Here is a 26,250-nt window from a genome sequence, read left to right as displayed (position 1 = left end):
ATGAACCTGAAGAACATCGACACGTTTTATCAATACGTGATCCGCGGCTCGATCCTGCTGCTGGCGGTGGTCATCGACCGCATGAAGCAACGCTGATTCAGAATCGTATGAGGCAAATGTGGGAGGGAGCAAGCCCCCTCCCACATTGGATCTGCACTGTTTTGACGTTGGGTATTTGCCATAATGCTGCCGCGTTCACACCTATAGGGCCCACTATGCAGGAAACATCCCCCACCCCCGGCAAAGACGTCGCCCCCACCGGCACCCAGACCCTGCTGCGCGGCCTGGGCGTGGTGCAGGCGGTGGCGGCCGGTGCGCGGGATCTGAAAGAGATCGCCCGGCGCATCGGCACCACCCGCAGCACCACGCACCGCCTGGCCAGTTGCCTGGTGGAGGAACGTTATCTGCGCGTGGTGCCGCAGGTTGGCTACCTGCTGGGGCCAAAACTGATCGAGCTGGGCTTTCAGGCGCGCGAGGAATTGCCGCTGGTGAGTCTGGCGGTGCCGTACCTGGATGAGTTGTCGGCGCTGACCGGCGACACCATCCACCTGGCCATCCGCGAATACGACGACGTGCTCTACCTGCACAAGAACCCTGGCCGCAATGGCCCGGAAATGCGCTCGCGGGTCGGCCATCGCATGCCGCTGGCGCGTACCGGAGTGGGCAAGGCGATGCTGCTCGATGACAGCGTGGCGGAGTGGCAGCGCTTATACGAAGCCAGCCTGCCGGAGGGTGGGAAAAGCCTGCAATGGCCGCAACACCCGGAACAATCCTGGGCGCAGTTCGAGCAGCGCATGCATGAATACGTGGTGGGCGGTTATGCGTTCGATCTGGAAGACAACGAACCGTCGATCCGTTGCGTGGCGGCACCGGTGCGCGATGCCAGCCGGCGAATCGTCGCCGGCATCAGCATCGCCAGTACCGTGCCCTATATGCCGCTGGAGAAAATGGCCGAGCTGATCCCTGTGATCAAACAGGTGGCGGCCCGGCTGTCTGCGGAATTGGGTGCCAAGGCCTGATCAGGCCTTGAGGGTCGCCATGTCGATGACAAAGCGGTACTTCACATCACCAGCGATCATGCGGGTGTAGGCTTCGTTGATCTGGCGGATGTCGAGCATTTCGATATCACAGGTGATGCCGTGCTCGGCGCAGAAATCCAGGACTTCCTGGGTTTCGGCAATGCCGCCGATCAACGAGCCGGCCAGCACTTTGCGGCCCAGCACCAGCTTGGCGGCATTCACCGGCGGGTCCACTGGCTCGATCAAACCGACCAGGATATGCACGCCGTCAAAGCGCAGGGTGTCCAGGTAGGGGTTGAGGTCGTGCTGCACCGGGATGGTGTCGAGCAGGAAGTCGAAGTGCCCGGCAGCGGCTTTCATCTGCTCGGCATCGGTGGACACGATCACATGGTCGGCACCCTGGCGACGGCCTTCTTCGGCCTTGCTCGCGGAGCGGGTGAACAGCGTGACTTCGGCGCCCATGGCCTTGGCGAACTTGATGCCCATGTGGCCCAGGCCGCCCATGCCGAGGATGCCGACCTTGTCGCCGGCCTTGACGCCGTAGTGCTTGAGTGGCGAGTAGGTGGTGATGCCTGCGCAGAGGATCGGCGCGGCGCTGGCCAGGTCGAGTTTGGCCGGAATCTTCACCACGAAGTGTTCGCTGACCACGATGCTGTCGGAGTAGCCGCCCATGGTGTTGCTGCCGTCCACGCGATCGGGGGTGGCGTAGGTCATGGTCGGGCCTTCGAGGCAGTATTGCTCCAGGTCCGATGTGCACGCGGCGCAGGTGCGGCACGAATCGACCATGCAGCCGACGCCCACCAGGTCGCCTACTTTGTGTGCGGTCACGCTGGCACCGACGGCGGTAACCTTGCCGACGATCTCGTGGCCCGGCATCAGCGGGTACACGGCGATGCCCCATTCGTTGCGCGCCTGGTGGATATCGGAGTGGCAGACGCCGCAGTAGAGAATCTCGATGGCCACGTCATCGGCGCGCGGGCTGCGGCGTTCAAACGACATGGGGGCGAGGGGAGTGGTGGCCGACTGGGCGGCGTAACCGATAGCGGTATACATAGGGGAACCTCGCAAAAACAATAACAAGTGAGGTGTGCCATTCTCCCTGCCAAGCCTGCGCGCGGCCATGGTGATTGCTCCGGGTCTTATGCCTATTCGTCCGGGAGTGCCCCTGGTTTGGATGCATCGGCCACCAGACCTGCGATGATATTCTCATCCCTTTTTTGCGAAGTTTTTTGCCATGTTGTTGACCCGCCATCTCGACGCCAACGCCACGCTGGTTTCCCTGATTGAGGGGCTGACGCCCCGCGATGGTTTTTCCCCGACCCACCTGCCGGGCGTGAAAGTGTTGCGCGCCAGTTGCGATGTGGCACGCGGGCCACAGATTTATGAGCCAAGCCTGATGTTCGTCGCCCAGGGCAGCAAAGTCGCGTACCTGGGCCCGCGCACCCTCGAATACGGCGCTGGGCATTACCTGATCCAGGCGATGCCGGTGCCGTTCGAATGCGAGACCTTTGCCATGGCTGCCGACGCGCCGTTGTATGGCGTGACCGTGGGGATCGACCGGGTGGTGCTGGGCGAACTGGTGATGGCCATGGGCATGCAGGCCGGGCCGCCGCCGACGGCGCAGACCCTGGAGTCGATGAGCTCAGTAGTGCTCGATGACACCATGCGTGGTTGCGTGGAGCGGCTGTTGCAATGCCTGCACGATCCGCTGGAAAGCCGAATCATGGGCCCGGCGCGGGTGCGCGAATTGCTGTTCACCGCGTTGCGCGGCCCGCAGGCGGACGTGTTGCGCGCCCTGGTCGAGCAGCAGGGGCAATTCTCGCGCATCGCCACCTCGTTGAGTCACCTGCATGCCCATTACGCCGAGCCGCTGAATATCGAGACCCTGGCCGGGTATGCGCACATGAGTGCGTCGACCTTTCATGAACACTTCAAGCGTTGCACCCTGTTATCACCGGTGCAGTACCTCAAGCGTCTGCGGTTATTGAAGGCCCAGCAGTTGTTGCTGGTGGAAGGCATGGGGGTGGCGCAGGCGGCGCACAGCGTGGGGTATCAGAGCACGTCGCAGTTCAGTCGCGAGTACAAGCGCTATTTTCTGCGCAACCCTGGCGAAGAGCGGGCTGCCTAGATTCTGTTGATGCAACTCGATCAATGTGGGAGCGGGCTTGACCGAGTCGACTGGCCTTTTTCCGGCCGCAAAAAAGGCCCCCGTCTGGGAGCCTTCTTCTCAAGCAACTGGTTTACATATTCGGGTAAGTCGGCCCACCCGCGCCTTCCGGCGATACCCAGGTGATGTTCTGCGAAGGGTCCTTGATGTCACAGGTCTTGCAGTGCACGCAGTTCTGGGCGTTGATCTGGAAGCGCTTTTCGCCGTCTTCCTTGGTCACCACTTCATACACGCCGGCCGGGCAGTAGCGTTGCGCCGGTTCATCGTAGAGCGGCAGGTTGGTGCCGATCGGGATGCTCGGGTCTTTCAGCTTCAAGTGGCACGGCTGCTCTTCTTCGTGGTTGGTACCGGAGATGAACACCGAGCTCAGCTTGTCGAAGCTCAGCTTGCCGTCGGGTTTGGGGTAGTCGATCTTCTTGCAGTCCTTGGCCAGCTTGAGGCAGGCGTAGTCCGGCTGGTTGTCGTGCAGGGTGAAGGGGAGCTTGCCGGCGAAGATGTTCTGGTCCAGCCAGTTAAAGCCGCCGCCGAGGATAGCGCCGAACTTGTGCACGGCCGCGCCGAAGTTGCGGCTGGCGAACAATTCTTCGTACAACCAGCTCGACTTGAAGCTGTCGACGTAAGCGGTCAGTTCATCACCGCCTTCGGACTCGGCAAACAGGCGGTCGGCCACGGCGTCGGCGGCGAGCATGCCGGACTTCATCGCGGTGTGGCTGCCTTTGATCTTGGCGAAGTTCAGGGTGCCCAGGTCGCAACCGATCAGCGCGCCGCCCTTGAACACCATTTTCGGCAGCGAATTCAGGCCGCCTTTGCAGATGGCGCGGGCGCCGTAGCTGATGCGCTTGCCGCCTTCGAGGTGCTGGGCCAGCACCGGGTGGTGCTTGAGGCGCTGGAACTCATCGAAGGGCGACAGGAAGGTATTGCTGTAGGACAGGTCGACGATGAGGCCGACCACCACCTGGTTGTTTTCCAGGTGATACAGGAACGAGCCGCCGGTGTTCTCGGTACCCATGATGTCCAGCGGCCAGCCAGCGGTGTGTACCACCAGGCCGGGTTGGTGTTTGGCCGGATCGATTTCCCAGATTTCCTTGAGGCCGATGCCGTAGTGCTGGGCGTCGGCGTCGCTGTCCAGGTTGAAGCGCTGGATCAATTGCTTGCCGATGTGCCCACGGCAACCTTCGGCGAACAGCGTGTACTTGCCGCGCAATTCCATGCCGGGGGTGTAAACGCCTTCCTTGGGTTTGCCTTCGCGGTCGACGCCAAGGTCGCCGGTGATGATCCCGCGCACCACGCCGTTCTCGTCGAACAGCGCTTCCTGGGCGGCGAAGCCTGGGTAGACCTCCACGCCCAGGTTCTCGGCCTGCTGGGCCAGCCAGCGGCACAGATTGCCCAGGGAGATAATGTAGTTGCCTTCGTTGTGCATGGTCTTGGGCACAAAGAAGTCGGGCACCTTGGTCGAGGCGTCCGGGCTGCGCAGTACATAGATGTCGTCGCGCACCACGGGGGTGTGAAGCGGGGCGCCGAGGGCTTGCCAGTCCGGGAACAGCTCGTTCAGGGCGCGGGGTTCAAACACGGCACCGGAGAGGATGTGAGCGCCGACTTCGGAGCCTTTTTCGACCACGCAGACGCTGATTTCCTTGCCGGCGTCAGTGGCCTTCTGTTTCAGGCGGCAGGCGGCGGACAGGCCTGCAGGGCCGGCGCCGACGATGACCACGTCGAATTCCATGTATTCGCGTTCCACAGGCTATCTCCTACTCAAGGCTCAACGGGCTTTTTTCTAATGGGTGGAGGTTCGGTGCGGCCGTGCGGCGATGGCAGGACTCACCTTTCTCTCTGGGTGGCGCATTCTAGGTCGCGCATTATATCTACACCACCATGAGCGTCCAATACAAACGTTTGTTTGAATCGCCCGCAGGCTAGGTAAATCAAAGCAACGCGGCTTATGACTGGCTATTTTGCCGTATTGACCAGAATAGGCGTTCCGGTCAAGATACGGTCGGTTTCGCGCTTACCGTAGGCAGACTGCAGGTTTCAGGAGCACGTCCAAAAGCAGGCCAGGGCATGTGCGCTTATTAAAGAGCGCTCAGTTTACACACCGCGATCAAGTATGACCTTTCAGTCACCCCTGATGAACGGTCATCACAGTCCGTGATCAAGGTCACACGCCGAGGTTTTTGGAGGTGCCCTTGTGTGCCGATGAGCATCAACCGCCAGGTTCGCCTAGGCGACTTTCTTTTCACCGGAGAGTAACGAGGAATCCATGAAGGTTCTTGTAGCTGTCAAACGCGTTGTCGATTACAACGTGAAAGTTCGCGTCAAGGCGGACAATTCCGGCGTCGACCTTGCTAACGTCAAGATGTCGATGAACCCTTTCTGTGAAATCGCCGTGGAAGAAGCCGTTCGCCTGAAAGAGAAAGGCGTGGCGACCGAAATCGTCGTGGTTTCCATCGGCCCGACCACCGCCCAGGAACAACTGCGCACCGCCCTGGCATTGGGCGCCGACCGCGCCATCCTGGTCGAGTCCGCTGAAGAGCTGACCTCCCTGGCCGTGGCCAAGCTGCTCAAGGCCGTTGTCGACAAGGAACAGCCACAGCTGGTGATCCTCGGCAAGCAGGCCATCGACAGCGACAACAACCAGACCGGTCAGATGCTGGCTGCGCTGACCGGTTATGGCCAGGGCACCTTCGCTTCCAAGGTTGAAGTGAGCGGCGACAGCGTGGCCGTGACCCGCGAGATCGACGGCGGCGCGCAGACCGTTTCCCTGAAACTGCCGGCCATCGTCACCACCGACCTGCGTTTGAACGAGCCGCGCTACGCGTCGCTGCCCAACATCATGAAGGCCAAGAAGAAGCCGCTGGAGTCGCTGACGCCAGAAGCTCTGGGCGTTTCCACCGCCTCTACCAACAAGACCGTCAAGGTTGAAGCGCCGGCTGCACGCAGCGCGGGCATCAAGGTCAAGTCGGTGGCTGAACTGGTCGAGAAACTGAAGAATGAAGCGAAGGTAATCTGACTATGACTATCTTGGTAATCGCTGAACACGACAACAAGGTGCTGGCCCCGGCCACCCTGAACACCGTGGCCGCTGCCGTTAAAATCGGTGGCGATATTCATGTGTTGGTAGCCGGTGAGGGCGCAGGCCCGGTGGCTGACGCCGCTGCAAAAATCGCTGGCGTAAGCAAAGTGCTGAACGCCGACAACGCCGCCTACGCGCACCAGTTGCCGGAAAACGTTGCACCGCTGGTCGCGGAGCTGGGCAAGGGCTACAGCCACATCCTGGCCGCCGCCACGTCCAACGGCAAAAACATCCTGCCACGGGTGGCCGCACAGCTGGACGTCGACCAGATTTCCGAGATTATCTCGGTGGAAAGCGCCGACACCTTCAAGCGCCCGATCTACGCCGGTAACGCCATTGCCACTGTGCAATCGACTGCTGCGATCAAGGTCATCACCGTGCGCGCCACCGGTTTCGACCCGGTCGCCGCTGAAGGTGGTTCGGCCGCTGTTGAAGCCGTCTCCGCCGCCCACAATGCGGGCACTTCCAGCTTTGTTGGCGAAGAGCTGGCCAAGTCGGACCGCCCTGAGCTGACCGCTGCCAAGATCGTCGTTTCCGGCGGGCGCGGCATGCAGAACGGCGACAACTTCAAGCACCTGTACGCCCTGGCCGACAAGCTGGGCGCGGCGGTCGGCGCCTCCCGCGCTGCCGTCGACGCAGGTTTTGTACCCAACGACATGCAGGTCGGCCAGACCGGCAAGATCGTCGCCCCACAGCTGTACATCGCCGTCGGTATCTCCGGCGCGATCCAGCATCTGGCCGGCATGAAGGACTCCAAGGTGATCGTCGCGATCAACAAGGACGAAGAGGCACCGATCTTCCAGGTGGCTGATTACGGCCTGGTGGCGGACCTGTTCGAAGCCGTACCCGAGTTGGAGAAGCTGGTCTAATTCAGTCGCTTCACTTATAAAGAGCCCGGTCTTGTGACCGGGTTTTTTTTGACTATCGGAGACCTCCGCCATGCAATTGCGCCCCTGGATCGTATTGCTGGGCCTCACGCTGCTGCCAACCCTGGCGCACGCCGCCGGCAAATGTGATCGCCTGGTCATCACCGGCAGCCCGGACGCACCGCCCCTGCTGTGGCGTGACCCGCAAGACCCCACGCGCTTGATCGGCGCCACCGCCGATGTGTTGCAGCAGGTGGCCACGGACCTCGGCCTGAAAATCGACCTGCTCTACGGCGGCAAACGCGCCGCCGCCCTGGATGAAGTGCGCAGCGGGCGCATGGACATTCTCGCCGACGCAACGCTGAACCTGGGCGAGTTGCAAACCCTGGACTACATTCACCCGGCACTGATGCCGCTCGACTACCTCGTGTGGACCCGCAAGGATTCCGCCCTGGTCTACACCACTGCGGCCGACCTGCACGGCCACTCAGGCGCGGTGTCGGAACGGGCGCGCTTGAGTGCGGATTTCGACACCTTCGCCCGCCAGCAGCTCAGCCTGCAACGTCTGCCCACGCTGACCCCGGCCTTTCAGAAACTGTTGCTGGGGGAAGTGGACTACGTGCTCGCCAGTCGCTATTCCGGCATGGCCATGGCCCAGAGCCTGGGCATGAGTAACGACCTGGTGGCCCGCGACGTGCCTGTCGATCAGCCTGGCCTGTATCTGGCCATTTCCCACAACTCGGCCTGCAATGATCCGTGGCTGCGCGGACAGCTGGCGAAAAAGATGACAGAATTGCCCGCGTCCGGTGTGGCGCAAGCGGCGTTGCAGCGCAATCTGGAACGCTGGAAAGCACAATTGCAGCAACCCGTCGGCACCTCAACACAGTAGGGATTTTCAGTGATTTTTCGACCTCTTTTAGCGGCCCTCGCCGTTGTCGCTCTGGCGGGATGTGCCGCCGATCCCGCGCCGACTGAACAGCTGCGCCTGACTCGGCAGGCGCTTGAGCAAGCCAGCGCGGTCGGCGCCGTCGCCGAGGAGTCGGCCGAATTGAAATTGGCCGAAGACAAATTCGCCCGGGCCGAGGCCGACATGGCCGACCAATCCTACAAGGACGCGCGCATGCAGGCCGAACAGGCCGAACTGGATGCCCGCCTGGCCGAAGCCCAGGTCCTGACCCGCAAGAGCCAGGAGCAGTTGAACGTGCTCAACACCCGCATTACTCGCTTGCGCAAGCAATTGCAGTTGGGAGAAGCCCAATGAGCCGGCTGATCCGTGGCGTGGGCGCCGTGCTGCTGGCCGGCGCCGTGTTGGGCGGCTGCGCCACCCACCCGAACAGCGAGCAGGCCCTGCAGCAGGCAGGCGGCGATTTCCAGAAGGTCAAGGAAGACGCCAATGTGTTGCGCTTTGCGCCCAAGGATGTGATCCGCGCCGGTGAGTCACTGGCCCGTGCCGACCGCTTGTCCACCTACTGGGGCAGCGGCGCCGATGTGGAGCATTACGCCTACCTGAGCCGTCGCTACAGCGCGATTGCCCGTGAGCATACCGAGCAGGGACTCAACGCAGAGCGCGGCGCCAGGCTGGAACTGGAGCGTCAGCGCCTGCAACTGGCCCTGCGCGAAAGCAAGCTGTCGAGCGTGCAACAGCAGGGCAAATGGCTCGAAGAACAGATCACCAGCCTCGCCACCCAGACCGACCGCGGCCTGGTGATGACCCTGGGTGACGTGCTGTTCGACACCGGTGACGCGGAGCTTAAAAACTCCGCCAACCGCACAGTGCTGAAAATCGTGCAGTTCCTGCAACTGAACCCCAAACGTGTGGTGCGTATTGAGGGGTATGCGGATAACACAGGCGGCGAGCAGGAAAACCTCAGGCTGTCCCGTGACCGTGCGCAATCGGTGGCCGATGTGCTCGTGGACCTGGGTATCGATGAGAAACGCATTCAGGTTGAGGGGTATGGCGACCAGTACCCGGTGGAGGCCAACGCGTCCGAGCGGGGCAGGGCGCAAAATCGCCGCGTGGAAATCGTCTTCTCCGACGCCAAGGGCCAACTGGGCGCCGCCCGCTAGAAGCCTGACGCAGGTCAAAATGTGGGAGGGGGCTTGCCCCCGATAGCGGTAGATCAGTCACAACATCATTGACTGACACTCCGCTATCGGGAGCAAGCCCCCTCCCACATTTGTTTCTCTGTACCGCTGGAAGCCCTATCCAAAACCCCTACAGTTTTTGCTGTCACTGCCGCGCGCCGTCGACTATTGTGGCAACTGTCCCCGTACACTTCTAAACTGTGCCGGTATGTTTCACACAAAAATAAAACGCCCGTGAAATCGAGTGCTGCGTCATGACCAATCTGTTGCTTTACCAACGTATCGCCCAGCAACTGGCTGAGGACATCCGGCGCGGAGTCTATCAACCGGGGGAGCGTGTGCCTTCGGTGCGCAAGATGAGTTCCCAGCTCAACGTGAGTCACGCCACGGTCTTGCAGGCCTACGCCAACCTGGAAGACCAGGGGCTGATCAGGGCGCGGCCGCAGTCCGGCTATTACGTGCACCAGACGCCCGCGCTCACCGCACCCACGCCGGATATCGCACGGGTCGAACGCCCGGGGCTGGTTACCCGCAGCAGCATCATTCAACAGGTGTTGGGCGAGTCGCGCCGCGAAGGCGTGTTTCCCCTGGGCGCCGCGGTGCCGAGTGTCGACTACCTGCCGGTGCGGGCGCTGCACCAGCAGTTGGCCAAGGTCACGCGCTTCCAGAGCCCTCGGGCGTTCAGTTACATGTTCAGCCCTGGTTTCGAACCGCTGCGTCGCCAGGTGGCGATCCGCATGCGCGATGCCGGCGTGGTGGTCGACCCATCCGAAGTGGTGATCACCCACGGCTGCGTCGACGCGTTGCAGATGTCCCTGCGCGTACTGACTCGTCCCGGCGACCTGATCGCCGCCGAGTCGCCGACCTATTACGGCTTGCTGCAACTGGCCGACCTGCTCGGCCTCAAAGTGATCGAGATTCCCAGCGACCCCTCCACCGGCATGAGCCTGGAAGCCCTGCAACTGGCGGCCAATCAATGGTCGATCAAGGCGCTGGTGCTGACCACGCGCTTGAGCAACCCGCTGGGCGGCACCATGCCTGAAGAGCGGCAGAAGCAGCTGCTGCGCCTGGCCTCGGATTTTGATATCCAGATTGTCGAGGACGATATCTACGGCGAGCTGATGTTCGAACTGGGCCGCACCAAGGCACTGAAAGCCTACGACCGCCTGGACCGGGTGATTTACTGTTCGAGCTTCTCCAAGACGCTGTCGCCCGGTGTGCGCATTGGCTGGATGATCGCCGGCAAATATCAGCAGGAGATCCAGCGCCTGCAGATGTTCAGCACCCACTCGGCGTGCAGCGTCACGCAGATGGGCGTCGCCGCCTACCTGGAGAACGGTGGCTATGACCGCCACCTGCGCTACATCCGCCAGGAATACCGCAAGAACCTCAGCGCCTTTCAACTGGCGGTGCAGCAGTACTTCCCCGAAGGCACGCAGATGACCCGACCCACCGGCGGTTTTATCCTGTGGGTCAGCCTGCCGGGGCGCGTGAATACTCAGGAGCTGCATGTGCGCGCCCTGCAACAGGGCATCAGCATCGCGCCGGGGCTGATTTTCAGCAATACAGAACAGTTCAACCACTGCATTCGGCTCAACTGTGGCACGCCATGGAACCGCGAAGCGGAGCGGGCGCTGATGACGCTCGGGATGCTGGCCAGCCAGCTATGCCAGGAGACCAACGCCGGCTTTTGAGGCGCACAACCGGGACAATTCCTACAGGGGTGTGCTTGCTGTGCTTGTCATGCCGCGCACAACAAGCGAGCATATGGCCTTCTGCCGTTAATGCTGTTGGCGATATGAATTCGATTTTTCGCGCTGTAGGGATGATTGGCCTGTTAACGCTGTGCAACGTCGGCGTCGTAATGGCGGCCGCGCCCGTGACGGACACCAAGCCTGCGGCGAGTGCTGAGCAGACGACCGCGGCGAAGAAAACGGCGCAGGCCAAGAAAGCGACGATAGCCAAGAAAAAGCGCGCCTCGGCCAGAAAAAAATCCAGGTCGGCCCGTGAGGTCGCCCAGACCAAGCTGCCACCGGCACAACTCGACCTGTCGCTGCCTTCCGACATGGTCAGGCATTTACAGCCTATCGGCACCATGCCCAAGCCCAAAAGCGTACCGCTGCTGCCGCCGATGTTTGGCGACAAGCCCACCGATAACAGCGCATTCCAGATCAACGGCCGCTTGCTCAGCAATGAAATGAAGCTGCAACTGCGCAACGAAGAACGTCGTGATGTGGAAGGCGCCGCGCTGGATTTTGAATTCAAGCAATAACGCTTGTGGGCAAGTGGCGCGCTGACTCGACCATCTGTCGCGGACTGGTCAGTCACCTGTTTTTTGCTTGAAAAACCGTTGGCGGGCCATTTTAAAACGGTTGTTCAAGGGCGTACCCTAGGCCCGCCCTCCCATTGAGTCGTCGAGGACCTGCTGGTCATGAAATGCCGTGAAGGCTGTGGCGCTTGCTGCATTGCCCCCTCTATCAGTTCGCCATTACCCGGAATGCCCCAGGGCAAACCAGCGGGCGAACGCTGCCTGCACCTGTCGGTCGAACAGCTATGCCAGCTGTTCGGCAAGCCCGAGCGCCCGGCTGTGTGCAGTGACTTCAAGGCGGATCTTGAGGTGTGCGGCACCGACCAGGCTGATGCAATCCGGCTGATCGGCTGGTGGGAGCAGATGACGGCGGCTTGATGGGCTTTACTCTCGGAACTTCAACAATAAGGAATACAACGATGGGTTCGCTGAAACGAATGGCTGTGGTGTGCGGTTTCACGGTGTTGTTCGCGGCCACCGCGCAGGCCGAGGACTGGCAGGTGGCCAAGGACGAGGACGGCATCAAGGTGTCCTTGAGCGAAGTTGCCGGCTCCAAGTACAAGGCCTATCGCGGTGTCACCCTGATCAAGGCGCCCGTGGCGAAAATCCAGGACCTGCAGGAAGACGTCGCCGCTGCCTGTTCATGGATTCACGAATGCAAATCCCAGAAGCTGGTGGACAAGAAGGGCGATGAGGCCTGGACCTACACCCAGTTCAACGCACCGTTCCCGGTGACTGACCGTGATTCCTACACCCACATCACCACCACCAAAAACGCCGATGGCGGTATAACGCGCACATTGCAGGGCGTGCCGACCTACAAGCCGGAAGAAAAAGGCTACGTGCGCGTGGCGCAAGTCGAGGGTTTCTGGAAGCTGGTGCCCAAGGGCGATAACCAGACCGAGGTTACCTATCAGGTGCACACTGAGCCAGGCGGCAGCGTGCCCTCCTGGTTGGCCAACAAGTTCGTGGTGGACGCGCCGTTCAATACCTTGAAAGCGCTCAAGCAACACGCCGAGAAATAACCACTGTCGATCAGGTGCCTGCGGCCTTGAGTGGAACGTTTGACGAGCCCTCAAGGTCCAGATGGATGTGAGCCCACACATGGGTTTTATCGAGGAGGCACCGATGCAAATGTGGCAAATTACCTTCGTTGACGATCACGGTGTGCAGTCCGTGGAGCAGTTCGCCTGCGACCACAAGCCCAGCCTCGAAGACGCGGCGCACATGATTCGCAACAAACTCGTGCCGGTCGCTGCCGAACTCGACCTCAACGACCTTGAGGGCCGTAAGCCCGAGCCTACCGTCAAGATCCTCAAGGATCAGAACAGTATCCAGATCCTCGACATTTCGCCCGCCGCCTGAACATTCTCTGTTTGCCAGTGCAGCCCTCTGGTGGAGGTGATAGCTTCGCGCTACTCTGCAAGCGAGATCAGCGAATGATTCGCTAGGTACTGGTCTTGTCAGCTACATGCTTGTTTTCCCTGCGGTGCAATCATTGCCGTGGTGTTCGCGCCAGCAGCGCGCGGGCTTCGGGAGGCACGGAAAGTCTATCCATCGGTTTCAGGAGGACGTTTCATGAGCACAGCCTATCAAGAAGACATCAGCACCCACGTTCTACGCCGCATGAAAGAAGGCGGTTTTGACTTTTCACGGTTTCACCCCATCGAGTTCTACGCGATTTTCCCGGATGAAGAACGGGCGCGCAGGGCGGCGGGTGAGTTTCGCGGCGAGTCCTTGAATGCCCAGGTCAGCGCGCGCGATGACGGTGCCTGGTATCTGGAATTGAGCAAGATCATGTCAGCCACCTACGACGGCATAGGAGACTTCGAGCAGGACTTTGAAGCAGTGGTCGAGCCGTTGGGCGGGATCATTGAAGGGTGGGGCGTCAAGCAGGAGGTGCGTGGGCTACCCATGTAGCAATCTGTGCAGGCACAACATATCGGCTGACCTATGGGTCGGCCGATTTTGTTTGCGCTGTTTGAAAACGCTGCGCGATTTTTTCGAAAGCAAAAAAAAGCCACCCAAGTCGGGTGGCCTAAAGGGAAGATCGTTGCGCTGGAACTGTAGGACGCGTCCTGTTCAGCAGATGTTGGCGATTATCCGCAGCTTCAGCCGCGCAGTGAAATCAAGTCTGACTATGCTGTTGATAGTAAAACGCGGCCTTGCGATGAAGCAGGCGACCCTGCACTGGGAATATGCGCACCAGGACGGTGCGGGCAGATCCCGGTGGTTATTCAACTCACTGATACTTGGGTGTTTATGCCGCTGGCACGGGCCTTGCGAAGGTTCGTGTGTCCGGGTGACAAGGAGTTCGGCATGATCCGCACTTATTTCGACGAAATGTACGACGGGGCAGGGCAGGTACGTCCCCATTACCGCGAGTTCGCCCGCTGGTTGGCGCAGACTCCGCCCGAACTGCTGGCCCAGCGCCGGCGCGAGGCCGATTTGCTGTTTCACCGAGCGGGTATCACCTTCACCCTCTACGGCGACGAGCAAGGCACTGAACGGCTGATTCCCTTCGACATCATCCCCCGCAGTATTCCGGCCAGTGAATGGCAGATTGTCGAACGTGGCTGCATTCAGCGGGTCAAGGCGCTGAACCTGTTTCTTGCCGATCTGTACCACGAACAGCGCATTATCAAGGCGGGCATCATCCCCGCCGAACAGGTGCTGGCCAACGAGCAATACCAACTGGCCATGCAGGGCCTGGATCTGCACCGCGATCTGTATTCCCATGTCTCCGGGGTCGATCTCGTACGTGATGGCGACGGCACTTACTACGTACTGGAAGACAACCTGCGTACCCCCAGCGGTGTCAGCTACATGCTCGAAGACCGCAAGATGATGATGCGTCTGTTCCCCGAACTGTTTGCCGCCCAGCGCATCGCGCCGATCGATCACTACCCCAATCTGCTGCTCGACACCCTAAAGAGCGCCAGCCCCATCGACAATCCCAGCGTCGTGGTGCTGACTCCGGGCCGCTTCAACAGCGCCTTTTTCGAACACGCGTTCCTGGCCAGGGAAATGGGCGTGGAGCTGGTGGAGGGCGCCGACCTGTTCGTGCGCGATGACCACGTGTTCATGCGCACCACCGACGGCCCCAAAGCCGTGGATGTGATCTACCGCCGCCTCGACGATGCCTTTCTTGACCCGCTGGCATTCAACCCCGATTCCATGCTCGGTGTGCCCGGCCTGCTCGCGGCCTATCGCTGTGGCAATGTGGTGCTGGCCAATGCAATCGGCACTGGCGTGGCGGATGACAAGTCGGTGTACCCCTTCGTCACCGAGATGATCCGCTTTTACCTGGATGAAGAACCGATCCTGAAGAACGTGCCGACCTTTCAATGCCGCAAGCCTGACGAGCTGTCCCACGTCCTGGCCAATCTGCCGCACCTGGTGGTCAAGGAAACGCAGGGCTCCGGCGGCTACGGCATGCTGGTCGGGCCGGCATCCAGCGCAGCCGAAATAGAAGCCTTTCGCGTACGCCTCAAAGCCAAACCCCACGCCTATATCGCCCAGCCGACCTTGTGTTTATCCACCTGCCCGACCTTCGTCGACAACGGCATCGCCCCGCGCCATATCGACCTGCGCCCGTTTGTGCTGTCCGGCAAGGAAACCCGCGTGGTGCCCGGCGGCTTGACGCGCGTGGCGCTGCGCGAGGGCTCGCTGGTGGTCAACTCGTCCCAGGGTGGCGGCACCAAGGACACGTGGGTGGTGGAGGGTTGATGCCATGTTGAGTCGAACCCCCCTCATCCCCTTGGTGCGCCAGTTGAGCGACGCCCTTCACAGTTCCTGCACGGAGGCCCCATGAGACTTTCCATCAGTCACGAAACCACCTACCACTACCAAGACCAGGTGCGCGCGAGCATCCAGTACCTGCGCCTTACACCCCACGACAGCGAGCGCCAGCAGGTCATCAGTTGGCAGCTCGACCTGCCGCGCCCGGTGCGCGCCCAGGTGGACCCGTTCGGCAATATCCTGCATGTGCTGACCCTGGATGAACCCCACGATGCAATCGTCATCCGCGCTCGCGGCCAGGTGGATATCGACGAGCTGCGTGAAGCGGAGCACGAGGGCCAGTCGGCATTTCCTTTCCTGCGCTGCACCCGCCTGACAGAGCCGGACGAAGCCCTGCGCGACTTTGCCGACCAGCACTGTCATCAACGCCGTGACCGTAGTGCGTTGATCGACCTGATGCACGCGCTCAATCAGTCCATGGTTTACACGCCTGGCGCCACCGAGGTCGATACCTGCGCGGCCCAGGCCTTCGCTGGCAGGGCGGGCGTGTGTCAGGATCATACCCACGCGTTCCTGGCCTGCGCGCGCAGCCTGGGGATTCCGGCGCGTTATGTGTCGGGGTATCTATACAGCGAAGACAGCACGCACCTGGCCAGTCATGCCTGGGCCGAAGCCTGGCTTGAGGGCGCGTGGTACAGCTTTGACGTGACCAACCAGATGGCCCGGCCGGAGCGGCACCTCAAGCTGGCGGTGGGACTGGACTACCTCGACGCCTGTCCGGTGCGCGGCATGCGCCGGGGCGGCGGGCATGAGCAGATGCACGCCAAGGTGGTGGTGAGGCCGACGCCGGTTATCGCTGTGCAGCAGCAATGAGTGCACCATTCCCACAGCATAAGACTCAGGGTTGGGATTTGCGCCCGGCCATGTGCTTCAAATACCCCACCAGCGAATCCAGTTCGCTGTCGGGCAACACACTGGCGGCAAACGCCGGCATCTTCGCCTGTGGCCAGTGCCGCACGTTTTGCGGGTCGCGAATATAGCGCTTGAGAAAATCGCCGCTGAAATACTCGGTGGGGCTGTAGGGAATATTCAGGTCCGGGCCCACCTCTGCATCCCCGGCGCCATTGAGCCGATGGCAGGCCAGGCAGTTTTTCTGGAACAGCGCAAAGCCCTGGTTGATCGGATCATTCGCCGCCAGCTTCGGGTCGGGCAATAAGGCCGGGAAACGCTCGGCCACGGTCTTCAACTGTTTGATGCGGGAAACCTGAAACGGCCACTGCTCCGGGCTGATCGGCCCTGCCTGCGGGTCGGTCCACACCAGGTAAAAAGGCCCGGCGCCTGGTTTGCCTGGCATCAGGGCAGGCCAGGGGTGGGTCGGGTCTTCCACCGCCAGCCAGGCGCGGGCGCCGGTTTTTTCCAACAGGGGTGCGGCGCTGAGTTCGGCGGCAAACCCATCCAGGGCGACCGCCTGCAGATGACTCTGCGGTGCGAGCCCCGGCAGCAGCGCCGCCAGCGGCACTGCGCGATACGTCATAGCGCGCTTGTAGGAAACATCATCAACGATGTGCACCGTCTGCGCGTCCGGGTGTTTGAGCAGGTCGGCGGTCTGCCATGTCCTGCTGGTGTGGTCCAGTTCGATGGTCAATTGCGCGGCGCCGGCTGGCATGCTGAGCAGGGCGAACAACGCAAGGATCGTTTTCAACAGTGAGTCCGTTTTCAAGTGGGGATGACCTGCAAGATAGCGGAAATCAGCATGTAAAAAGACAGCCCCTGCTACGGGATCGCTATACGCAATGCCTCGCAGGTGCTGTCAAAAACTGCAATTCTGATGCGGTGGGGGCACAGAACACGTGGCTCGGATCCTTACCCGATAACCTTGGTTAAATTGGGCAGGATCAAAATCAATGTGGTGGCGAAAAGAATAAGTCCCGCCTGGCGTACTTTCGAATGTTTGAACATGGCTGACTGCCTTTTGTTGTTATTCCTGAGCGTCAAATGCGTGCCGTTGAATTCAGTATCGCGATCTGGCGTGACATTTTTCTTACAGCTGCTCCAGCAAAACCCGGCAGCAACCCCTTACTGAGTTCAACCTTAGAGCGCTCGTTCTTGCAGTCTTAGACTCATTTCATATCAGCTAAGCATTATTCGAGCTTAAAAAGGCATGAGGCATAACGCCATATTGGCGCCAATGCCTTGGCTAGACAGCTAAAACGATTAATCAGGTCATTCGCCCGCGTACCTACCGTTCGTCCGGGCGCAGGGGGTCAAAGCAGTCAACGCATCCGCTATTGAAACCGTGTCAATCCGGCGCGGACAGAGGCCTACAGGGTGGATGCGCAGTTCTGCGCTTGCGTTGCAGGCATGTTTCAAGGCAGGCTCTGGGTGTTCATTATTCCCATCGCCGTGTCAGGTATTTTTTATGTCGCTACGCGTCTGCATTCTGGAAACCGATATCCTGCGCCCTGGCTTGATCGATCAGTACCAGGGCTATGGGCAGATGTTCAAGCGTCTGTTTTCCCGACAGCCGATTGCTGCCGAGTTTGTCGTCTACAACGTTGTGCAGGGCGAATACCCGCCGGATGACGAAACTTTCGATGCGTATCTGATTACTGGCAGCAAGGCCGATTCCTTCGGCACCGATCCCTGGATCCAGACCCTCAGGACGTATGTGCTGGAGCGTTACGCACGCGGCGACAAATTGCTCGGCATTTGTTTTGGTCACCAGTTATTGGCATTGCTGCTCGGCGGCAAGACCGAGCGCGCAAGCCAGGGCTGGGGCATGGGCATCCACGATTACAAGCTCGATGCCAAGGCGCCGTGGATGAGCCCCGAGGTGCCGGAGCTGACCCTGCTGATCAGCCATCAGGACCAGGTCACCACCTTGCCGGCCAACGCCACGGTTATCGCCTCGAGTGAATTCTGCCCCATCGCCGCTTATCACATCGGCGACCAGGTGCTGTGCTTTCAGGGCCACCCGGAATTTGTCGCTGACTATTCACGGGAGCTGCTGGAGATTCTTCAGACGACCCTTGGCGAAAAGATCTACACCCAGGGCGTGGCAAGCCTGGAGCGAGACCACCACGGCGCGACCGTGGCGGAATGGATGATGCGCTTCGTGGCGCACAAACCAGAGTCGGCTTAAAGCCAGCCTGACCGCTTGAAGCTGGCCCACAGACTGATGCAGCCGGTAGCAATCAACCCGAGCACCGCGAAGTAGCCGTAGTGCCAATGCAGCTCGGGCATGTTCTGGAAATTCATCCCGTAAATCCCCGCCACCGCTGTCGGGAATGCCAGGATCGCTGCCCATGCGGCGAACTTGCGCTGTACCACGCTCTGACGTGACGCTTCCAGCAGCACACCGATCTCGATGGTCTGGCTGGCGATGTCGCGCAGGGTGGTGAGGTCTTCCATCTGCCGCGTCACGTGGATCTGCACATCACGGAAGTACGGGCGCATGTTCTTGTCGATAAACGGGAAGCTCAGCTTCTGCAGTTCCTGGCTGATCTCTACCATCGGCGCCACATGGCGCTTGAGTCGCAGCACATCGCGGCGCAGGCCGTGGATCTTCTGGATATCGCGCTCGCTCAGCGAGCTGCACAGCACATTGCGCTCCAGCTCATCGATCTCGGCATGGATCGCCTCGCTCACCGGCTGATAGTTCTCGGTGACGAAATCCAGCAGTGCATAGAGGACGAAATCCTCCCCATGCTCCAGCAACAGCGGCCGCGCCTCACAGCGCTGACGCACAAAGCCGTAGGACGCCGAGTGGCCGTTGCGCGCAGTGATGATGTAGCCATTGCCGGCAAAGATGTGGGTTTCGATAAACTCCAGCTTGCCGTTCTCGCGCACCGGCGAGTAGGTGACGATAAACAACGCGTCGCCGAAGGTCTCGAGCTTCGGGCGGCTGTGCTTTTCCATGGCGTCTTCGATTGCCAGTTCGTGCAGGTTGAACTGGCGTTGCAGATTGGTCAGCTCCAGGGTGGTGGGCTCTTCCAGCCCGATCCATACAAAATGACCCGGTTTGGCGGCCCAGGCCGCGCCTTCATCAAGGGTGATATCCGTGACTTTCTTGCCATCGCTGTAGACGGCGGCCGCAACAACTCTACCCATGGTGCTGATCACTTCTAATCGGGAGGACAGGAGTTGGGCAGCTTAGCCTGATTGACGTTCCGTTGTTGCTCCGGCAATTTCACGGTCCATTGCGGTGATGCAGTCATCCATCTGCGCCTGGCACGCGTGCATCAACGCTGGAATGTCATCCGCCGTCAGGCCCGTCGTAGGAATCGGCTTCAACGACCGTATGAGGATATCGCCACTGTTCCAGCGATTAAGCTTCATATGCGTCACGTAATTGCTGACACACACCTGCACGATGGGCACACCCGCCGCAATCGCCATGTGAAAGGCGCCTTTCTTGAACGGCAATAAACCCTTGCCCAGGTTTCGCGTGCCCTCCGGGAACACCCAGATCGAGGTGTCTTCATGTTGCAGAGTACGCGTGGTGGTGAGCATCGCCCGGCGCGCCTTGTGCGCATTGCCCCGGTCGATCAGCACATTGCCCGCCAGCCAGAACAGCTGACCGAACAGCGGCACCCATTTCAGGCTCTTTTTGGCGATACACACAGTGCGGTGGGGCACCACGGTGCCCAGCACAAACAGGTCATAGTTGGACTGATGATTGGCGATCACCACGCAGGTCCCCGGCTTCTCACGCAGCGAATTGACATCGGCCTTCACGTTCAGGCGCAAAATCCACATCGCCGGCACTGCGTACAGGCGGGCACACAAGCGACTGTTGTCCGGATTGAATGGCCGGCAAATGCCCAACAGCACGCCCAGCACGCCAGCGACCATAAAGTGCAGACCCATCAACAACATACGTAACAGAAACAGCATCGACATGGCCCATCGAGACAAAAGGTGGCGCAGTGTACGGATGTGCACTGTATTCGGCAATTGACCCTAAGGACGTCGGAGATAGCCGATGTTTAAGCACATGTTTCAACAATCGTTGACAAACCCCGTCTAGAGCGGCCAGGAAAGTTTCGGATTCTCTTGTAAGAAAAAGCCCGACACTAGGTCGGGCTTCGGTGAGCGAGGTGCAGGAGGCTTAACTGAGGCCGTGGCTCTGATCCTGGATGATTGCGTCATCCAACGCCGCCAACAGTGCCTTGCGCACCTTCAATTTGGTCTGCCTGTGCGCCGCCATATTGATCTTTTTCAACTGCCTCGCCGCCTCCAGCGCCGCCGCGTGCAATTCGTCCGGTGCCACCACCTTGTCGAGGAAGCCTGCTTGCAGCGCGCCTTGCGGGTCGAACATTTCGGCGTTGATCACCGAACGGTGGAAGGCCGACTTGCGCAGGCGATCGCGCGCCAGCTCGATGCCGGCGTGATGCATGGTCATGCCGATCGCCACTTCGTTCAGGCCAATGCTGAACGGGCCTTCCACGCCTATCCGATAATCCGCCGACAGCAGCAGGAACGCGCCCTTGGCCACCGCATGTCCGGGGCACGCGACAATCACCGGGAACGGATGCGACAACAGGCGCCGCGCCAGCGTCGAGCCGGAAGTCACCAAGCCGATGGCCTCCCTGGGGTCTGCGGTCATTACCTTCAAATCATAACCACCCGACAGAATCCCCGGCGTCCCGGTGATGACCACCACCGCGCGATCCTTTTCAGCCTGATCCAGTGCCTCATTAAAGGCGCTGACCACCGCCGGAGAAATGGCATTCACCTTGCCGTTGCTCAAGGTCAGGGTCGCGATACCTTCTTCGAAGTGGTAGGCAATCAACTCACTCATGACGCGTTTCCTTGCAGGACTTGTTATAGAAGAATGCAGCAGACGTTACCCACCACGCCCGCCCCGGTAAAGCGTCATGACTGACTACCCAGTCAGGCTTTTCCCACACCTGCAAGGGTAGACGGCCCGGAGCAGGGCGCGACAGACGAGTCAGACGCATGTCGCCAGTGCCCGAGAATGGCACAATCACCGCCCCCGTCGGGCGCGTCCTGACGGAGCGGTCTAACCGCATGAAAATTCTGAAAAAAACCTTTGCCATCAGAAAGGCTTTCGACTACATTAGCGCGCCTCGACAGACTGAACTGGTTTGCCGAGATACGGTGAAGTGTCCGAGTGGCTTAAGGAGCACGCCTGGAAAGTGTGTATACAAGAAATTGTATCGAGAGTTCGAATCTCTCCTTCACCGCCACATTCGATGTAAACAAAACCCCTGGTTTCGAGAGAAATCAGGGGTTTTGTAGTTTCTGGCCCTTGAAAAGGCGCGTTCAGGCAGCTCGCAAAACCATGGGCCGTCCTCTGGGGTCTGGCCCATGATACGTCGCTTGCCAGCATGCTGGCTCTGGCGGTTCCTGCTTACTGCGCAGCCTTCAACTTGACCACGTCACCCGAAATCTTCGTGGTATAGCCGCTCAATACCCACGCCCAGAACCACTTCTCCTGAATTTGTGTGTTGATCAGCGCATCACCGCCTTTGGCCTGGATGGCGGCGGTCTGTGCACGCACGAAGCGGCTGTTCTGGCCGATTGGGATGATGCCGAACAGCATGATGCCGGTGGCGCTGGCTTCGCTGTGGCCCAGTACGGTGTATTGGCTGCTGTCGTATTGCGGGGATTTGATGGCGGTGCCGGTGCAGCCGGCGAGGGTGAAACCGAGAACGGCTGCTGCAACTGCTTGACGGGCGTACTTCACGGGTAACTCCATGGGCTGAATATCGAGATTCAATTCTCGAAGGCGCGACACTCTAATGGCGTGAAGGCCGGATTGAAATCCATCGTAGGAAATTTCCTGGGTTTCTGTGGCAAGCCCGCTCGCCACAAGGCGCGTTATGCAGTCAATCAGAGATGCAGCCAGGCCAGGCTACCGAGTATCACGGCCACGCCGCCGGCGGTATACGACAGGCGCTTGAGCCATTCCTTGCGCGTGAGCAAGGTAATCGCCGCCAACGAGATCGCGATCTGGATCGCGGTCATCGCCTGGGCCCAGCGGTGGTGCTGGTGCAGGGCCTCCTCGGACTTGTCATTCCATTCCTTGGAGGTCGCTTCAAGTTTCTCCGCCTGCTTGCGTACTTCCTCCTTCTGGCCCTTATAGCGCTGGATTTCGTCGCTGTAGTGGGCGACGTCGACGCCGGGAATGTGCGTGGCCAGTTCGGCCAGATTCTGGCGGCTGGATTTGGCCTGGTAGTAATTCCACTGGTTGGCGGCTTCGGTCTTGAAGATGGCGGCGTTGTTCTTGTCCATCGCCGCTTCGCTCTCGGTGGAGCCGGCCTGGTAGCTGAGCATGGCGCCTAGGGTGGCCATCAGCGCAGTCATCACGGCAATGCGGCTGGCGAACCTGTCCCCGCGGCCGTGGGCATGTTCGGTGGTGTGTTCGATGTGTTTTTCGTGGGGGCTGGGGACTTCGAAGGCTTCGGACATGGGGGCGGCTACAAACGGACTGAGGGAGTCTGATTCTTCACCGGCGAGGCTGTCTCAAGCCTGTCCGTAACGTCGGAAAATTCGCACATACACCGCAATATTGATCAGCAGCACCAAAGCACCCAGGCCCAGTTGAATCTGCGGTGTAAGCCCGGCCGGGTAAATCAGCGTGAGGAGGTAGTGCTCCACAAAGCCACCGCCGTAGCCGTCCTGCCCGGCCAGGTGGCGAAACAGGTTTTCCCAGCGGGTCAGCGGGCAGGGCAGATGAAACACCTCGACAACAACGCCCCACGCGGCTGCCGGCAGGTGCAGCCATAGGATCGGTCGCCATTTCAAGGCGAGCAGCCCGCCGAACAGCGCGAACAGGATGAAACACAGGTGGAGCAGCACGAGGCCATCGGCGGCCAGACGGTAGAGCATCGTGGATCACTCTGTAAGGGGAAAACCTACAGTCTAAAGGGTTGCTTGCAGGCAAGCGTGGCCGCTATTGTGCTGCATTCCTCCAGTCAGTCCCCAGGATCCTTCTCCGATGAGTGCACCGCGTACCGCTGTCCCGATCAAGGCCGTGATTTTCGATATGGACGGTTTGCTGCTGGACACTGAAGGCATCTACACCGAAGTCACGCAGATCATCGCCGAGCGCTACGGCCGCACCTATGACTGGAGGATCAAGCAACACATCATCGGGCGCGGTTCACAGGATCTGGCAGAGTACGTCGTCAAGGCGCTGGACCTGCCGATCACTCCGGCCGAGTTCCTGGAGATCCGTGAGCCGTTGATGAGCGAGCGTTTCCCCAAGGCCCTGGGCATGCCCGGCGCCGAGGCGTTGGTGCGGCATTTGAAGGCGCATGACATTCCGATTGCCGTGGGCACCAGTTCGTCGCGAAACTCGTTTGGCCACAAGACCACCTTGCACCGCGAATGGTTTGGCCTGTTCGGCACCATCGTCACCGCTGACGACCCGGAAGTGGGCGCCGCCAAGCCTGCGCCGGACATCTTCCTCACGGCCGCCCGCCGACTGGGTGTGGCGCCACGGGATTGCCTGGTATTTGAAGACTCGCCGTTTGGCATTACTGCCGCCAAAGCCGCGCAGATGACGGCCATTGCGGTGCCCGATGAGGCCATGGCCGACAGCAAGTACTCGCATGCCGACCAGATCATCCGCAAGCTGGCGGACTTCGACCTGACTGCCTATGGCCTGCCACCTCTGCCTTGAACGGGCAGATTTGATCTTCAGTGGCTGAACGTGCCCGGCCAGCCGATGACTTTCTTTGGCCTCGGCGTCGCGTAGGTGCGCACCTTTGACGTCGACAAGCCCAGGCGTACAAGGCCCTCGGCAATCGTCACCGCCGCGGTTACGCCGTCCACCACCGGCACGCCCGTGCGCTGGCGGATCTGTTCGTCCAGGCCCGCCATGCCGCCACAGCCCAGGCAGATGACTTCGGCCTTGTCCTCGGCAATCGCCAATTGCGCCTGGCGCACGATGGCTTCCATGGCGGCCAGTGGATCCTCCTCCAGTTCCAGCACCGCCATGCCACTGGCGCGCACCGACGCACAGCGCTGATACAAGCCGGCGAGTTTCAGCCGGTCTTCAATCAGTGGCACGGTGCGATCCAGGGTGGTCACCACCGAATACGCATGGCCCAGGAACATCGCCGTGCTGGCGGCCGCTTCGGTGATGTCCACCACCGGCACGTTCAACAACTCCTGCAACCCCTCGCGGCCATGCTCGCCATAGCCGGCCTGGATGACCGCATCGAACGGCTGGTCGTAGGCCATCACCCGGTCCATCACCGCAATGGCCGCCAGGTAGCTTTCGAAGTTTCCCTCCACCGACTCGGCGCCAAAGTACGGCGTGAGTCCGACAATCTCGGTGCCCGGTGAGGCCACGGTGCGCGCCTGCTGGGCGATGGCGTCGGTGATGGATTCGGTGGTGTTGACGTTGACCACGAGGATGCGCATGAAACCTCCTTGATGAGTGACGGACGTCGCCTCAAGCCTTGCTGATGATATTCCCGGCATGCAGTCCGCATTCCTTCTGCGTTGCCTCTTCCCACCACCAGCGACCTTCGCGTTCATGCTGATTCGGCAACACCGGGCGCGTGCACGGCTCGCAGCCAATGCTGATAAACCCACGCTCATGCAGGCTGTTGTACGGCAGCTCCAGCATGCGGATATAGCCCCAGATTTCCTCACTGGTCATCTGCGCCAGTGGGTTGAACTTGTACAGGGTGCGTTCCGGGGTGGAAAACGCCGTGTCGATTTCCAGGGCGGCCACCTGGCTGCGCGTGCCGGGGCTCTGGTCGCGGCGCTGGCCGGTGGCCCAGGCGCTGACGCCGGACAACTTGCGGCGCAATGGTTCGATCTTGCGTATGCCGCAGCACTCGCCATGGCCGTCGCGGTAGAAGCTGAACAGGCCCTTTTCCTTGACGAAGGGTTCCAGCTTGCTCTGGTCCGGCGAGATCAGTTCGATGTCGATCTTGTAGAAGTCGCGAACCTGCTCGATAAACCGGTAGGTCTCCGGGTGCAGGCGGCCGGTGTCGAGGCTGAACACCTTGACGTTCTTGTTCAGCTTCCAGGCCATGTCCACCAGCACCACGTCTTCGGCACCGCTGAAGGAAATCCACAGGTCATCACCGAACTGGCTGAAGGCCAGCTTGAGAATGTCCTGGGCAGACTTGTTGGCATAGGTCGTGGCGAGTTCAACGACGTCGAAGGCTTGGTTCATCAGGACGGTTCCTACAGGTCAGTGGCGCTGAGCGCTCTATAGGGGAGCGATGGTATCAAAATCAGCCCCGGGGTGCGGCGCTGCGCTTGCGCCATTGAGTCCGCCAACTGGCTGCGGGCATTCGGCGGTCCTGATGTGTAAGCCCGTTCTGCTCAAACGCCTGCCAGCAGCCGCTCATAAGGAATGCTCAGGCCATCGTGCAGGCGCTTGATCATGGCCAGGCTCAACTTGCGCTTATGATTCAATACTTCCGAGACCCGCCCGCTGGTCCCGATGAATGGCTCCAGGTCGCGGGCCGTCAGGCCCATTTGCTCCATGCGGAATTTGATCGCTTCCACTGGATCCGACGCCGGCATTGGAAACTGTTCCGCTTCGTACTTCTCGATGAGCACGGCGAGAATTTCCAGCTCGTCGCCTTCGGGTGAGCCGATCTGCGCTCCCCATAGCTGCTCCACCCGCGCGAGCGCGTCGGTCAGGTCTTCATGGGAATGAATGGGTTTAATGTTCATCACACGGTCTCCGCATTGATTTGATCGTATTGCGCATGAGTGCCTACAAAGCGTATGAACCCAAGCTGGCGCTGATAATCGATGGCCATGACGACTCGATATTTGTTGCCACCTACGTTGAAGACGACCCTGCCGGCCTTGAGAATGCTCACTGTTCTGAGCGTTGCCTTCAGTGCTTGTGGCGTCGGGTAGGTGGCGTTCTCCATGTACCGATACAGTTCGACCAACGGCGTTCTCGCGTCAGCGTGGTTTGGGTGGCTTTCCCAGAACCGTCGCAAGGTGGATAGCGCGATTATTCGCATCTTGCGTGCCTCCCGATT

30 protein-coding genes and 1 tRNA gene are annotated in these 26,250 nt (G+C 60.5%); 18 read left to right on the top strand and 13 right to left on the bottom strand.

The genetic code is table 11. The features are described 5' to 3' along the window. The first annotated feature begins 215 nt into the window (after positions 1 to 215). Positions 216 to 1,019 carry an IclR family transcriptional regulator gene (locus TU79_RS18075; RefSeq protein WP_057009255.1) on the top strand — a complete coding sequence of 268 codons (804 nt, stop codon included), beginning with the start codon at positions 216 to 218 and terminating at the stop codon, positions 1,017 to 1,019. On the opposite strand, the gene TU79_RS18070 is transcribed toward TU79_RS18075, so the two are convergent. Then, a complete protein-coding gene (locus TU79_RS18070) occupies positions 1,020 to 2,072 on the bottom strand; it encodes an NAD(P)-dependent alcohol dehydrogenase (RefSeq protein WP_057009254.1) in 1,053 nt (350 codons plus the stop codon). It lies immediately after the preceding gene. Between the two features lie 181 nt (positions 2,073 to 2,253). Here TU79_RS18070 and TU79_RS18065 point away from each other — a divergent pair, with 181 nt between their 5' ends. Continuing rightward, the gene (locus TU79_RS18065; RefSeq protein ID WP_057009253.1) at positions 2,254 to 3,147 is read left to right on the top strand and encodes an AraC family transcriptional regulator; all 894 of its coding nucleotides are present in this window, start codon (positions 2,254 to 2,256) and stop codon (positions 3,145 to 3,147) included. Positions 3,148 to 3,259: 112 nt separating this feature from the next. On the opposite strand, the gene TU79_RS18060 is transcribed toward TU79_RS18065, so the two are convergent. Beyond that, positions 3,260 to 4,924, bottom strand: coding sequence for an electron transfer flavoprotein-ubiquinone oxidoreductase (locus TU79_RS18060; protein ID WP_057009252.1), 1,665 nt, complete (start codon positions 4,922 to 4,924; stop codon positions 3,260 to 3,262). 519 nt (positions 4,925 to 5,443) lie between these two features. On the opposite strand from TU79_RS18060, the gene TU79_RS18055 reads away from it, so the two are divergent. The 13 genes from TU79_RS18055 (at position 5,444) to TU79_RS17995 (ending at position 16,129) form a co-directional block, all read left to right on the top strand. Further along, positions 5,444 to 6,193 (top strand): electron transfer flavoprotein subunit beta/FixA family protein, encoded by a 750-nt coding sequence (locus TU79_RS18055; RefSeq protein WP_057009251.1) that lies wholly within the window; start codon positions 5,444 to 5,446, stop codon positions 6,191 to 6,193. Between the two features lie 2 nt (positions 6,194 to 6,195). Next, positions 6,196 to 7,125 (top strand): electron transfer flavoprotein subunit alpha/FixB family protein, encoded by a 930-nt coding sequence (locus TU79_RS18050; RefSeq protein ID WP_057009250.1) that lies wholly within the window; start codon positions 6,196 to 6,198, stop codon positions 7,123 to 7,125. 70 nt (positions 7,126 to 7,195) lie between these two features. Next, the gene (locus TU79_RS18045) at positions 7,196 to 8,011 is read left to right on the top strand and encodes a substrate-binding periplasmic protein (protein ID WP_057009249.1); all 816 of its coding nucleotides are present in this window, start codon (positions 7,196 to 7,198) and stop codon (positions 8,009 to 8,011) included. A 9-nt stretch (positions 8,012 to 8,020) separates the two neighbouring features. After that, the gene (locus TU79_RS18040; protein ID WP_057009248.1) at positions 8,021 to 8,383 is read left to right on the top strand and encodes a DUF4398 domain-containing protein; all 363 of its coding nucleotides are present in this window, start codon (positions 8,021 to 8,023) and stop codon (positions 8,381 to 8,383) included. Continuing rightward, complete coding sequence (locus tag TU79_RS18035) at positions 8,380 to 9,189, top strand: OmpA family protein (RefSeq protein WP_057009247.1); 810 nt, start codon at positions 8,380 to 8,382, stop codon at positions 9,187 to 9,189. Before TU79_RS18040 ends, TU79_RS18035 begins: the two co-directional genes overlap by 4 nt. A 272-nt stretch (positions 9,190 to 9,461) precedes the next feature. Beyond that, positions 9,462 to 10,901: an aminotransferase-like domain-containing protein gene (locus TU79_RS18030; RefSeq protein ID WP_057009246.1), complete on the top strand. Its 1,440-nt coding sequence runs from the start codon at positions 9,462 to 9,464 to the stop codon at positions 10,899 to 10,901. Between the two features lie 104 nt (positions 10,902 to 11,005). Beyond that, positions 11,006 to 11,479 (top strand): hypothetical protein, encoded by a 474-nt coding sequence (locus tag TU79_RS18025; RefSeq protein WP_057009245.1) that lies wholly within the window; start codon positions 11,006 to 11,008, stop codon positions 11,477 to 11,479. Positions 11,480 to 11,638: 159 nt separating this feature from the next. After that, on the top strand, positions 11,639 to 11,893 hold the full coding sequence (locus TU79_RS18020; protein ID WP_003230243.1) for a YkgJ family cysteine cluster protein: 255 nt from the start codon (positions 11,639 to 11,641) through the stop codon (positions 11,891 to 11,893). Between the two features lie 41 nt (positions 11,894 to 11,934). Beyond that, the gene (locus TU79_RS18015; protein ID WP_057009244.1) at positions 11,935 to 12,540 is read left to right on the top strand and encodes an START domain-containing protein; all 606 of its coding nucleotides are present in this window, start codon (positions 11,935 to 11,937) and stop codon (positions 12,538 to 12,540) included. A gap of 103 nt (positions 12,541 to 12,643) precedes the next feature. After that, positions 12,644 to 12,880, top strand: coding sequence for a hypothetical protein (locus TU79_RS18010; protein WP_057009265.1), 237 nt, complete (start codon positions 12,644 to 12,646; stop codon positions 12,878 to 12,880). Positions 12,881 to 13,093: 213 nt separating this feature from the next. Next, positions 13,094 to 13,435, top strand: coding sequence for a ribonuclease E inhibitor RraB (locus tag TU79_RS18005; RefSeq protein ID WP_057009243.1), 342 nt, complete (start codon positions 13,094 to 13,096; stop codon positions 13,433 to 13,435). 399 nt (positions 13,436 to 13,834) lie between these two features. Beyond that, positions 13,835 to 15,244 carry a circularly permuted type 2 ATP-grasp protein gene (locus tag TU79_RS18000; protein ID WP_057009242.1) on the top strand — a complete coding sequence of 470 codons (1,410 nt, stop codon included), beginning with the start codon at positions 13,835 to 13,837 and terminating at the stop codon, positions 15,242 to 15,244. An 81-nt stretch (positions 15,245 to 15,325) separates the two neighbouring features. Continuing rightward, positions 15,326 to 16,129 carry a transglutaminase family protein gene (locus TU79_RS17995; RefSeq protein ID WP_057009241.1) on the top strand — a complete coding sequence of 268 codons (804 nt, stop codon included), beginning with the start codon at positions 15,326 to 15,328 and terminating at the stop codon, positions 16,127 to 16,129. Positions 16,130 to 16,154: 25 nt separating this feature from the next. Here TU79_RS17995 and TU79_RS17990 read toward each other — a convergent pair whose 3' ends face one another. After that, positions 16,155 to 16,958 carry a c-type cytochrome gene (locus TU79_RS17990; RefSeq protein WP_057009240.1) on the bottom strand — a complete coding sequence of 268 codons (804 nt, stop codon included), beginning with the start codon at positions 16,956 to 16,958 and terminating at the stop codon, positions 16,155 to 16,157. Between the two features lie 717 nt (positions 16,959 to 17,675). Here TU79_RS17990 and TU79_RS17985 point away from each other — a divergent pair. Then, on the top strand, positions 17,676 to 18,398 hold the full coding sequence (locus TU79_RS17985; protein ID WP_057009239.1) for an amidotransferase: 723 nt from the start codon (positions 17,676 to 17,678) through the stop codon (positions 18,396 to 18,398). Here TU79_RS17985 and TU79_RS17980 read toward each other — a convergent pair. From TU79_RS17980 to TU79_RS17970, 3 genes are all read right to left on the bottom strand, one after another. After that, the gene (locus TU79_RS17980; RefSeq protein ID WP_057009264.1) at positions 18,395 to 19,366 is read right to left on the bottom strand and encodes a magnesium and cobalt transport protein CorA; all 972 of its coding nucleotides are present in this window, start codon (positions 19,364 to 19,366) and stop codon (positions 18,395 to 18,397) included. The genes TU79_RS17985 and TU79_RS17980 overlap by 4 nt on opposite strands. Positions 19,367 to 19,408: 42 nt before the next feature. Further along, positions 19,409 to 20,152, bottom strand: coding sequence for a lysophospholipid acyltransferase family protein (locus tag TU79_RS17975; protein WP_057009263.1), 744 nt, complete (start codon positions 20,150 to 20,152; stop codon positions 19,409 to 19,411). A gap of 214 nt (positions 20,153 to 20,366) precedes the next feature. Continuing rightward, complete coding sequence (locus tag TU79_RS17970; RefSeq protein WP_057009238.1) at positions 20,367 to 21,059, bottom strand: crotonase/enoyl-CoA hydratase family protein; 693 nt, start codon at positions 21,057 to 21,059, stop codon at positions 20,367 to 20,369. Between the two features lie 319 nt (positions 21,060 to 21,378). On the opposite strand from TU79_RS17970, the gene TU79_RS17965 reads away from it, so the two are divergent. Further along, positions 21,379 to 21,468: transfer RNA gene (locus tag TU79_RS17965), tRNA-Ser, on the top strand. 164 nt (positions 21,469 to 21,632) lie between these two features. On the opposite strand, the gene TU79_RS17960 is transcribed toward TU79_RS17965, so the two are convergent. The 3 genes from TU79_RS17960 to TU79_RS17950 form a co-directional block, all read right to left on the bottom strand. After that, entirely contained in the window at positions 21,633 to 21,980 is a 348-nt protein-coding gene (locus TU79_RS17960) for a hypothetical protein (protein ID WP_245229009.1), read from the bottom strand. A gap of 134 nt (positions 21,981 to 22,114) precedes the next feature. After that, on the bottom strand, positions 22,115 to 22,693 hold the full coding sequence (locus TU79_RS17955; protein WP_057009236.1) for a DUF4337 domain-containing protein: 579 nt from the start codon (positions 22,691 to 22,693) through the stop codon (positions 22,115 to 22,117). 54 nt (positions 22,694 to 22,747) lie between these two features. Next, positions 22,748 to 23,113: a DUF2784 domain-containing protein gene (locus tag TU79_RS17950; protein ID WP_057009235.1), complete on the bottom strand. Its 366-nt coding sequence runs from the start codon at positions 23,111 to 23,113 to the stop codon at positions 22,748 to 22,750. 109 nt (positions 23,114 to 23,222) lie between these two features. On the opposite strand from TU79_RS17950, the gene TU79_RS17945 reads away from it, so the two are divergent. After that, positions 23,223 to 23,909, top strand: coding sequence for an HAD-IA family hydrolase (locus tag TU79_RS17945; RefSeq protein WP_057009234.1), 687 nt, complete (start codon positions 23,223 to 23,225; stop codon positions 23,907 to 23,909). A 17-nt stretch (positions 23,910 to 23,926) separates the two neighbouring features. Here the strand turns inward: TU79_RS17945 and TU79_RS17940 are convergent, their stop codons facing one another. From TU79_RS17940 to TU79_RS17925, 4 genes are all read right to left on the bottom strand, one after another. After that, positions 23,927 to 24,655 (bottom strand): aspartate/glutamate racemase family protein, encoded by a 729-nt coding sequence (locus TU79_RS17940; RefSeq protein ID WP_057009233.1) that lies wholly within the window; start codon positions 24,653 to 24,655, stop codon positions 23,927 to 23,929. Between the two features lie 31 nt (positions 24,656 to 24,686). Then, on the bottom strand, positions 24,687 to 25,421 hold the full coding sequence (locus TU79_RS17935; RefSeq protein ID WP_057009232.1) for a phosphoadenylyl-sulfate reductase: 735 nt from the start codon (positions 25,419 to 25,421) through the stop codon (positions 24,687 to 24,689). Positions 25,422 to 25,573: 152 nt separating this feature from the next. Then, positions 25,574 to 25,930: a helix-turn-helix domain-containing protein gene (locus tag TU79_RS17930; RefSeq protein ID WP_057009231.1), complete on the bottom strand. Its 357-nt coding sequence runs from the start codon at positions 25,928 to 25,930 to the stop codon at positions 25,574 to 25,576. Continuing rightward, a complete protein-coding gene (locus TU79_RS17925; RefSeq protein ID WP_057009230.1) occupies positions 25,930 to 26,232 on the bottom strand; it encodes a type II toxin-antitoxin system HigB family toxin in 303 nt (100 codons plus the stop codon). The genes TU79_RS17930 and TU79_RS17925 overlap by 1 nt, the downstream gene beginning before the upstream one ends. Between the last annotated feature and the right edge of the window lie 18 nt (positions 26,233 to 26,250).

This window comes from Pseudomonas trivialis (genome assembly GCF_001439805.1).
In the GTDB taxonomy this organism is placed as follows: Bacteria; Pseudomonadota; Gammaproteobacteria; order Pseudomonadales; family Pseudomonadaceae; genus Aquipseudomonas; species Aquipseudomonas trivialis.
This window is presented reverse-complemented; position numbering and strand designations above follow the sequence as displayed.